Source organism: Curtobacterium sp. MCLR17_043 (assembly GCF_003224215.1).
GTDB lineage: Bacteria > Actinomycetota > Actinomycetes > Actinomycetales > Microbacteriaceae > Curtobacterium > Curtobacterium flaccumfaciens.
On record NZ_QKLH01000015.1, the window covers coordinates 101,208 to 111,546 of the forward strand.

Below are 10,339 nucleotides of genomic sequence, written 5' to 3' on the forward strand. Positions count from 1 at the left end.
CGAGTGCCCCTCGGTCGCGATCCCATCGGTGTCAGCCCTTCGCCGGCTTGAGCGCCTTGAAGATCTCGGCGTTGTCCGGGCTCGCCCAGACCGCCGGGAACGCGTACAGGTCGTCGTCCGTCGGCCAACCGGTGAACTTCGCCGCGTGGAACTCGCTCGTCGTGCCGCCGGTCATCACGGGGATGTAGGGCAGGTCCTCGACGATGTGCTCCTGGATCGTGTCGAGCTCGGGCTGGGTCGCCGCGGTGTCCTCGGGGTTGATCGTGGCGAGCTTCGCGATGGCCTTGTCGACGTCGGGGTTGCTGTACCGCGAGATGTTCATCGGGGCCGCTTCACCGACCTTCGCGGTGTTGGCCGTCGTGAAGTAGTTGTTGTACAGGTAGTACGGGTTCGCCGTCGGGCCCTGGCCGAGCGAGTCGATCGCGAGCTCGAAGTTGCCCTTGGTCTTCTTGTCGGTCCACTCGTTCCACGACGACTGCTGCGCCTTGAGCTCGATGCCCGCGGCCTTGAGCTGCTGCGTCATCGTGTCGATCGCGGTGATGTAGTCGGTCCACCCGGTGACGACCTCGACCGTCAGGGACAGCTTCTTGCCGTCCTTGGCGTAGATGCCGTCGGAGCCCTTCTTCCACCCGGCGTCCTCGAGGGTCGAGGCGGCCGCATCGGTGTCGGCGGTCTCCGGCATCACGGCGGGCTCGATGTCCTTCGAGATGGTGTCCTTCTGCGTCGTGGTGAGCGCGAAGGTCGGCGAGATCTCGCTCGCGGTGTTCTCGAACGCCAGCGAGTTGAGCTGCTTGCGGTTGATGGCATCGGCGATCGCGTGGCGGACGGCCGGGTCGGTCTGCGGGCCGGCGCAGCCCAGGTCGGTGTTCGCGCAGGTCAGCAGGGCCATCTGGTTCTGGCCGACGGTGATGCCGTCGTAGCCGTTGTAGTTCGCGGGGATGTCGTCCATGTTCGGCACCGGGCCGGTCTGCCAGTCGATCGACCCCTGCTTCAGTGCGTCGGCGCCGGCGGTGTTGCCGGAGAGCGACAGGTAGCGGATGGTCTTCACGGCCGGGGCGCCGTCCCAGTACTTCTTGTTCGCCTCGAGGGTGAACGCCTGCGCCTTGAAGGTGCCGAGCGTGTACGGGCCGGTGCCGACGGGCTCGCGCACGACGTCGGTGGTCGGGTCGATGTCCTTCCACAGGTGCTCGGGCACGATCCAGGTCTTGCCGAGCAGGTTCGGGCCGAGCACGAACGACGGCTTGTCGAACGAGACGACCACCTTGTCGTCGCCGTCGGCCTTCGCGGTGCCGTCGTAGCCGATCGAGTTCAGGGCCTTCTGCTTCTTGAGCATGTCCAGCGTGAACACGACGTCCTTCGAGGTGAAGGGCTCGCCGTCGCTCCAGGTGGCTCCGTCGCGCAGCGTGATGGTGAGCTGCGTGCCGTCGTCGTTCCACTCGTAGGACTTGCCGAGCAGTGGCTTCGGGTCCTTCGTGTTGACGTTGGTGATGAAGAAGAGCGACTCGTAGATCGTGCCGACGCCGCCGATGTTGGACGGCGACCACGGGTTGAAGTTGATCTGGTAGTCGCCGGACTGGCCGGTGTACGCCACCAGGGTCGAGGCAGCGGCGTCGTTCGTGCTGGCGGTGCCGCTGGAGCTGCAGCCGCTGAGCGCGAGGCCGGCTGCGAGGAGAACGGCGCCGCCGATGGCGAGCCGTGAACGGGTTGGGTTGAACATCGTTGTCCTCTCGGTCTGCGTCGTCGCAGGGTCCACGTTGTGAGCGTGATTGTTACACGCGTAAACTAAGGCGGTCAAGGGGTCGGGTCACGGCCCCGTAACGATGAGGAGACGCAATGGAGCGGACCACCCTGGACGGCACGTGGACCCTCGAGGCGGTGACCGGGCCCGAGCAGTCGGCGGAGCACCGCGAACCGGTCGAGGCACAGGTCCCCGGCTGCGTGCACACCGACCTGCTGCGGGCCGGCCGGATCCCCGACCCGTTCGACGGTGACGGCGAGGCCGCCACGCAGTGGATCGGCGACACCGTCTGGCGCTACCGCCGCACGTTCGAGTGGACCGCGCCGGACGAGACCCGCCACGACCTCGTCGCCGAGGGCCTCGACACCCTCGCCACGATCGAGCTCAACGGCATCGTCGTCGCGACCACCGCCAACCAGCACCGCTCGTACCGGTTCCCCGTCGGGCACCTGCTCCGACCGGGCGCGAACGAGCTCGTCGTCACGTTCGACGCGCCCGTCCCCGCCGCCGAGCGCCTGTCCGCCCTGCACGGCGGCGAGCTGCCGCACGTCAACCACCACCCCTACAACGCGCTCCGCAAGAACGCGTCGAACTTCGGGTGGGACTGGGGCGTCGACGTCGCCACGAGCGGCATCTGGAAATCGATCGGCATCGAGTCCTGGAGCGGCGTCCGCATCGCGGCCGTCCGCCCGCTCGTCGACCTCGACGGCACCACCGGGGTGCTGACGGCCCACGTCGACGTCGAGCACGCCGGCTCCACCGGCTCCTTCTCGCAGGCCATCGGCAGCGCGCCCGTCGCGTCCGCGGACGGTTCCGCGGGCACCGGCCTGGAGGCACGGATCACCCTGGCCCCGCACCCCGCGTCCGCAGGACACACGGTATCCGACACCGCCGGCCGGGTCGTCGGCGCACGTCCCGTCGTCGACGGCGCCGCGACCGTCCGCCTCGAGGTCCCCGACGTCGCCGTCTGGTGGCCCCGCGGCGAGGGCGACCAGCCGCTGTACGACGTCCGGGTCGAGGTCGGCGACGACGTGTGGACCGGCCGCGTCGGCTTCCGCACGGTCACCCTCGACACCGCCGCCGACGCCGGCGGCGCGCCGTTCCTGCTCCGCGTCAACGGCCGTCCGGTCATGGTGCGCGGGGCGAACTGGATCCCCGACCACGCCTACCTGACCGAGATGACGCCCGAGCGCTACGCGGACCGGATCCAGGACGCGATCGACGCGAACATGAACCTGCTCCGCATCTGGGGCGGCGGCATCTACGAGTCCGACGACCTCTACGACCGGTGCGACGAGCTCGGCGTCCTGGTGTGGCAGGACTTCCTGTTCGCCTGTGCCGCCTACGCCGAGGAGCCCTGGCTCGCCGACGAGGTCGAGCCCGAGGTCCGCGAGGCCGTCATCCGCCTCAGCCCGCACCCGTCACTCGTGGTGTGGAACGGCAACAACGAGAACCTCGTCGCCTACGCCGAGTGGGGCTGGCGGCCGTCGCTCGTCGGCCGGACCTGGGGCAACGGCTACTACCGTTCCCTGCTGCCGTCGGTCGTCGCCGAGCTGGACCCGACCCGGCCGTACACGCCCGGCAGCCCGTTCTCGTTCGACGAGTACCTGACGCCGAACGACCAGCGGAACGGCAGCGTGCACATCTGGGACGTCTGGAACCGCCTCGACTACCGCGCCTACGCCGACTGGGAGCCGCGGTTCGTCGCCGAGTTCGGGTTCCAGGGTCCGCCGGCGTGGTCGACCCTGACCGCGGTGGTGCACGACGAGCCCCTCGACCCGGACGGCCACGAGATGCTCGTGCACCAGAAGGCCGACCGGGGCAACCGGAAGCTCGCCGACGGCATGCGCGGGCACCTGCCCGAGCCGACCTCCATCGAGGACTGGCACTTCGCCGCGCAGCTCAACCAGGCGCACGCGATCCGCTTCGGCATGGAGTGGTTCCGCTCCCGCACGCCCGACAACACCGGCATGGTCGTCTGGCAGCTCAACGACGACTGGCCCGTGGTGTCGTGGGCCCTCGTCGACCACGCCGGCATCCGGAAGCCCGTCTGGTACGCCGTCCGGCAGGCCTACCAGCCCGTGCTGCTCACCGTGCAGCCGTCGTCCGGTGCCCAGGGCGGTGACGGCGACGGCGAAGGAGGTCTGGACGTCGTCCTCGTCAACGCGTCCGGGGCGCCGGTCGCCGACGAGGTCACGGTCTCCCGCGTGGCCTTCGACGGCACCGTGCTCGAGTCGTCGTCGTTCACGCTCGCGGCCGCTCCCGCCGATGCCGACCGGGTGCAGCTGCCGTCGTCGCTCGCGGCACCGGGCGACGCCGGTTCCGAGGTCCTCGTCGTCACGGGAGCCGGCACCCGCACCGTGCACGACTTCGCCGAGGTCGTCGACCAGGCACTCGAGCCCTCGCCCCTGTCCACGGTGGTGTCGGCGACGGAGGTCGGCGCAACGGTCACCGTGACGGCGACCGCGTACGCGCGCGACGTCTCGCTGTTCCCCGACCGCGTCGATTCGGCCGCCCGCGTCGACGACGGGTTGGTGTCCCTGCTCCCCGGCGAGTCGGTGACCTTCACGGTGACGGGTGCGCCGGGCATCGCTGCACAGGAGCTCGTCCACCCGCTCGTCCTCCGCCACGCGGGTTCGCTGCTGCCCTGACTCGGGCGCCCTAGGGGGGGGGACGGCGACGTTCCCTCGCGCCGCTGACGGTTCCGGTTCACGATCCCCCGGGTTCGCGAACCGGAACCGTCACCCGAGCACGCCCGCACACCTCCGCTGCACCCGCAACCCGGCAGCCCGCAGCACCGCAGCCCGCGGACGGAGGGGCCGTCCCGCACCGCCGCCTCGTTCACCGCGCGACACCCCACACCGAGCGCCCCGGGACGGACATTTCCTCTCGACGCGTGACGGTTCTGGTTCACGATCCCCGAGGATCGCGAACCAGAACCGTCACGTCGCCGGTCAGGGAACGCTTCCCCCGCCGAAGGAGCGCGGCTGACGGCGCTCAGTCGATCGCGCGGAGCTCCAGCACGATCGCGGACGCGGGTGCGAGCAGCGGGAGCCGTGCGCCGACGTCCTCGAGCACGGCGCCGGTCAGCTCCAGGTGTCCGCGCACGAGCCACTCCGGCGGCACCATGTCGAGCCCACGCGGCACAGCGAGCCCGGACACCGGGGCGAGCCGGTAGCGCCGCGACCGGTCGAGTCCGCGCACCCGGAGCGGCACCGGCAACGACCTCGGCCCCGTCTCCGTCCGCGCCACCCGCACCAGCGCCCGCGAACGGTCGGCGGCCACGACCGACGTCGCCACCGTCCCCGGGTCCCCGAGGTCCAGGTGCCGCAGCCGCCCGGAGTGCAGCAGCCCGCGCTCCCGTCGGTACAGCGCCGTCCAGGCCCGGAGCCGGTCGAGTTCCTCGGGCGACAGCTTCGTGATGTCGGTCTCGATGCCGGCCGAGCCGAACAACGACACCGCCATCCGGAAGTCCAGGTCAAGGTGCCGGCCCGTGGTGTGCGAGATCTCCGGCCCGACGTGCGAGCCGATCAGCTCGAGCGGGAGCAATGCCTCGGTCCAGCGCTGGATCGGCAGTCGCTCGAAGGCGTCGTTCGAGTCCGACGGCCAGACCCGGTCGGTGCGCTCGAGCACGCCGAGGTCGATCCGGGCACCGCCGCTCGCACACGCCTCGATCTCGAGCCACGGGTGCCGCGCACGCAGCTCGTCCATCAACGCGTACACGCCGCGGGTGTGCGCGTCGATGCCGGCGCGTCCCGCGTGCACCGCGTGCACGATGTCCCGGTTCTGGTCCCACTTCACGAAGTCGACGTGGTGCTCACCGATCACCCGGGACATGCTCTCGAGCACGTGGTGCCGGGCCAGTGGGTTCGCCATGTCGAGCACGTACTGGTTCCGCCACGTGCGGACGTCGTCCTCGGGGCGCTGCAGCATCCACTCGGGGTGTGCCTCCGCCAGCTCGGACACCGGGCTGACCATCTCGGGCTCGAACCACAGCCCGAACTCCATGCCGAGCGCACGTACGCGGTCGACGAGCGGTGCCAGCCCGTCCGGCCACACCGACGGGTCGACGCGCCAGTCCCCGAGCGAGGTCGAGTCCGACCGCCGGCCGAGGAACCACCCGTCGTCGAGCACGAACCGCTCGACGCCGATGTCCGCCGCCGTCTCTGCCAGCGCCACCAGGGGCTCGAGCTCCTGCCGGTAGTAGACGGCCTCCCACGTGTTGAGCACCACGGGCCGGGGTCGTCGCGGGTGCCCCGGACGGCTGCGCAACGAGTCGTGCAGGCGGTCGGACAGCCCGTCGATCCCGGTGTCGCTCCACACGAACACCGCATCCGGGGAAGCGAACGAGTCCCCCTCGCCGAGCACGACCTCGCCGGCGCGCAGCAGTTCTCCGGCACCGACCAGTGGTCGCGCCTCGGCGAGCTGGTCGTACCGGTACACGGAGTCCGCGCTCCAGGCCAGGTGCACCGCCCACAGCTCGCCCTCGGCGTCCGAGAACCCGGGCGTCCCGAGCACGAGCAACGTCGGCGAATCGTGGCCCGTCCGCCCGCGACGGCTCTCCCGCGCGTGGCTCCCGGCCGTCGCCCCCCGGCGCTGCGGTGTGCGCTCTCGGGTCCACCGTCCGCCCAGGTCGAGCACCTCGGTGATCCGCTCGCCCACCGGCAGCGTCGCCTCGAGCGCCTGCACGTGCACGGGCTCGGCGTGGGTGTTCGTCACCGTGTGCCGCACCCGCAGCACCCCCGCGGAGTCGAGCGCGAACTCGCTCCGGAGCGCCACCGAGTCCGACTCGGCGGTCACGACGATCCGCTCGTCGTCACCGATCACCACAACGTCGAGCCAACGCGGCACGAGCGGCATCCCGTCCACGTGCCCCGCGATCCCCGGTCGCCCCTCCCACCCGTCGCGCTCGGTCGGCAGCACCGTGAGGGGCCACCGCGCGTCGAGCGCACTCGGTCCGAGCGGCCGTCCGAGTGCGAGCAGCAGGTCGGCCGCATCGTCCGGCGCGACGGGCCCGACGTCCCGACCCCAGTGCAGCACCTCGGGCAGCCCGTCCGCCGCGGACGCCAGCACCAGCGACACCCCGGCTGATCGCAGCACGTACACACGTCGATCGCGTGCACCGACGGCTGTCGACTCGCGCTCCACGACGGTCACGAGGCCCGCTCCTCGCGCAGCACGCGGACGCGTCCGGCCGGCACGACGGTGTCCGGCCCGTGGCCGGACCCGTCGAGCAGGTCCGTGCCGGACGCGACGACCGTGACGTCGTCAGCGCGGTGGTTGACGAGGAACAGGAAGGCGGAACCGTCGTCGCCGACGCGACGCACCGCCTCCAGGCCGGGAGGCCCGGTGACCGTCCGCAGGATCCCCCGCTCCGCGATCACCCCGTCCACGAGCCGTTGGATGCTGTCGTCCGCGAGCATCGCGGACACGTACCAGGCGCCGCCGCCGACGGCGCGGCGCGTGACGGCGGCCCGGCCCGCGAGCGGGCCGTCGGTGTACCGGAGCACGGACTCGGCGTCATCGAGCACGACCGCCTCGGCCCAGTCGGTGACGACCTCGCCGTCGTCGAGGGTCCAGCGTTCGTCGCGCTGCAGCGGGGTGAACTCCTCGCTCCAGGCGCCGAGCACCTGGCGGAACGCGCCCGGGTACCCGCCGGTGCGGATGCGCGCGGTCTCGTCGGCGACGCCGGACAGGTACGTCACGATCAGGGTGGCCCCGCGGTCAACCACGGCGGACAGCCGCTCGGCGGTCGCGTCGTCGACGATGAGCATCGTCGGCACGACGACCACGTCGTAGCCGTCCAGGTCGGCGTCGGCGGGGACCACGTCCGTGAGCACCTGCCGGTCGTGGAACGCGCGGTGCCAGGCGCGGAGCTCCCGCCCGTAGCGCAGGCCCCGGTGCGGCTTGAGCCCCGACTGCACGGCCCACCCGGAGGCCTCGTCCACGACGATCGCGACCCGGGCCGGCTCGACGCGGGTGCCCTGCACGGGGGCGAGGTCCTGCAGCGCCCGGCCGAGGGCGAGGACCTCGCGCCAGATGCGAGTGCGGGTGCCGGCGTGCGGGAGCATCGCCGAGTGGAACTGCTCCGCGCCCGCGGTGGAGGCCCGCCACTGGAAGAACAGCGCCCCGTCGGACCCGTGCGCGACGTGCGCCAGGGCGTTCCGGACGAGCTCGGCCGGTTCCTTGGCGCGGTTGCGCTGCTGCCAGCTCGGGCCACCCGTCGAGTGCTCCATCAGCAGCCAGGGGCGGCGGTCAGCCGACATCCCGCGCATCCGGTCACCGGCCAGCGCGAGGTCTTGCTCGCGGCGGGCGTCGTCGACGAGCGTGTAGTGGTCGTTCGCGACGATCGCCACGTGCTTGGCCCACCCGGCGTAGTCGACGACCTGCGACCCGGCGCCCACCATGAAGTTCGTCGTCACCGGCACGTCCGAGTGCTGCTCGATGACGGCCTTCTCGGCGTCGTACTGGCGGAGCAGCGCGTCGGAGGAGTACCGCTCGAAGTCCAGCGCGAGCCCGGGGTTCGGCGCGCCGCCCACCCCGCGCGGCGGCGAGACCTCGTCGAACGAGGTGTACGTGTGCCCCCAGAAGGCCGTGCCCCACGCGTCGTTCGCGGCCTCGACGTCGCCGTACTTCGCCACGAGCCAGTGCCGGAAGTCCGCTGCCGACTCCTCGCAGTAGCACCGGCCGTTGCCGCCGCCGAGCTCGTTGCTCACGTGCCAGAGCCGCACCGCGGGATGCCGGCCGTACCGCTCCGCCAGCGCATCGACCATGCGGAGCGCGTGCTCCCGGAACAGCTCGGAGGCCGGGCACCACCCGAGTCGCCCTCCGGGTCGTTCCCGCCGCTCCGTGGCGTCCACGGGCAGGATCTCCGGGTGTGCCGTCAGCAGCCAGTTCGGTGGTGCAGCGGTCGGCGTCGCGAGGTCCACCGCGATGCCGTGCTCGTGCAGCAGCGCGAGGACGTCGTCGAGCCACTCCCACGTGAAGTCCCCCGGCGACCGCTCGAGCAGTGCCCACGAGAACACCCCGACGGTGACCAGGTTCACCCCGGCCTCGCGCATCAGGCGGACGTCCTCGAGCCAGGTCTCCCGGGGCCACTGCTCGGGGCTGTAGTCGCCGCCGAACGACAGGCCGTCGGTCGGCCACGGGACGGTGGGGGCTGCGGTCACGGCATCTCCTTCGATGGTGTGGACCGTGCAAGCCTCCCGTCTGCGTCCGTGTTTGTCAACGTGTGTAACTAACGCGCCGAGACCTCTGCCTGATGCCTCGGCCGCTCACTCCCCAAGCAGCCGACGGATGGCGAGCACCGCACCGGCGCGTGCCCACTCCGAGAACTCGAACGGCTGTACCTCCACCGTCACCGGCTCGGTGTACGGCGCCAGTGCGGCCCGCATCGACTCGTCCACGGTCGCCCGCGCCAGGTCGTACACGGGCAGCCCGTCGCCCGTCAGCACGATCGCCGAGGGGTCCGCGATGTGCACCGCGGTGGCGAGCAGGACCCCGAGGGCGCGGCCGGCATCCTCGAACGCTGCGAGGGCGCCCTCGTCGCCGTCCCGGGCGAGCTCGACCACCTGGTCGTAGGTCTTCCCCGCGTGGCCGGCGTTCCGCACGATGACCGGACTCGGCAGGTAGCTCGAGGCGCACCCGGCGTGACCGAGGCCACAGTCCGGACCGCCCCCGAGGACTGGAAGGTGCCCGATGCGCCCCAGTCGCCCGTGCTCCCCGGTGGAGACCTGCCCGTTCGCGATGAGCCCGAGGCCCAGGCCCTCACCGACCGTCACGAGCACCATCGACCCGCGACCGGCACCCGCACCGAACCAGTGCTCCTTCGCAGTGAGCGCGTGGACGTCGTTCGCGGTGAACGTGGCGATGCCCGTCCGCTCCTCGAGCATCCGGGCGAACGGCACCTCGTGCCACCCGAGGAACACCGACGCCGCGACGACGGACTCCCCGGCGCGGACCATCACGTCACCGGGCAGCGAGACGCCGATCGCGCAGATGGCCGGGTGCGCATCCCGGAGCCGGTCCAGCACCGCCGTGATCTGCTCCGCGAGCGACTCGGCGGCGGTGTCGTCGATGCCTTCTTCGTGCAGGGCGAGGACCCGTCCGCCCAGGTCCGTGACCGCGGCGTACAGGCGGTCCTTCGTGAGTTTGATGCCGACGAACTCCCACTGCCCACTGCTCACCTGCAGGAGCTCCGACGGGCGACCCGTGGCGCCACGCACATCGGTCCCGACCTCGACCACAAGCCGCTGTGACACGAGGATGCGCATGGCCCGGGTGAGGCTCGCCCGCGAGAGCCCGAGTGACCGGGCGATCTCGGCACGGGAGAGCACCCCGTGGATGAGGATCTCCCGCAGCGCCAGTCGGGAGCCATCGGGCAGGGCCGGCCAGGCTTCGGTCATCGTTCCTCCGTCGTCGGCTGATCCTACGGCCTCACCGGACCCCTTCGACAAGGACCCCAAACGGGCCGGGAACGCAGAAAACCCCTGACCACGAATGGTCAGGGGTTCCCTGGTTCTTCTACGTTAAGTCCGGCGGCGTCCTACTCTCCCACAAGGTCCCCCTTGCAGTACCATCGGCGCTGAGAGGCTTAGCTTC

General features: G+C 71.4%; 5 protein-coding genes. 1 reads left to right on the forward strand and 4 read right to left on the reverse strand.

The window, feature by feature from the left end; all coding sequences use genetic code 11:
• Positions 1 to 31 precede the first annotated feature (31 nt).
• A complete protein-coding gene (locus DEJ03_RS14555; protein ID WP_110865156.1) occupies positions 32 to 1,717 on the reverse strand; it encodes an ABC transporter substrate-binding protein in 1,686 nt (561 codons plus the stop codon).
• 116 nt (positions 1,718 to 1,833) lie between these two features.
• Here DEJ03_RS14555 and DEJ03_RS14560 point away from each other — a divergent pair, with 116 nt between their 5' ends.
• Positions 1,834 to 4,389 (forward strand): glycoside hydrolase family 2 protein, encoded by a 2,556-nt coding sequence (locus tag DEJ03_RS14560; RefSeq protein WP_110865157.1) that lies wholly within the window; start codon positions 1,834 to 1,836, stop codon positions 4,387 to 4,389.
• Between the two features lie 346 nt (positions 4,390 to 4,735).
• On the opposite strand, the gene DEJ03_RS14565 is transcribed toward DEJ03_RS14560, so the two are convergent.
• From DEJ03_RS14565 to DEJ03_RS14575, 3 genes are all read right to left on the reverse strand, one after another.
• Positions 4,736 to 6,895, reverse strand: a complete 2,160-nt coding sequence (locus tag DEJ03_RS14565; RefSeq protein ID WP_258370836.1) for an alpha-galactosidase — start codon at positions 6,893 to 6,895, stop codon at positions 4,736 to 4,738.
• Positions 6,892 to 8,907 (reverse strand): beta-galactosidase, encoded by a 2,016-nt coding sequence (locus DEJ03_RS14570; protein ID WP_110865158.1) that lies wholly within the window; start codon positions 8,905 to 8,907, stop codon positions 6,892 to 6,894. Before DEJ03_RS14570 ends, DEJ03_RS14565 begins: the two co-directional genes overlap by 4 nt.
• A 105-nt stretch (positions 8,908 to 9,012) precedes the next feature.
• Positions 9,013 to 10,143 carry an ROK family transcriptional regulator gene (locus tag DEJ03_RS14575; RefSeq protein ID WP_110865159.1) on the reverse strand — a complete coding sequence of 377 codons (1,131 nt, stop codon included), beginning with the start codon at positions 10,141 to 10,143 and terminating at the stop codon, positions 9,013 to 9,015.
• Positions 10,144 to 10,339: the final 196 nt, after the last annotated feature.

Excerpts from the sequence above, each read along its gene's own strand:
- DEJ03_RS14575 (WP_110865159.1), bottom strand. The coding sequence starts at position 10,143 with ATGACCGAAGCCTGGCCGGCCCTGCCCGATGGCTCCCGACTGGCGCTG.
- DEJ03_RS14555 (WP_110865156.1), bottom strand. The coding sequence starts at position 1,717 with ATGTTCAACCCAACCCGTTCACGGCTCGCCATCGGCGGCGCCGTTCTC.
- DEJ03_RS14560 (WP_110865157.1), top strand. The coding sequence starts at position 1,834 with ATGGAGCGGACCACCCTGGACGGCACGTGGACCCTCGAGGCGGTGACC.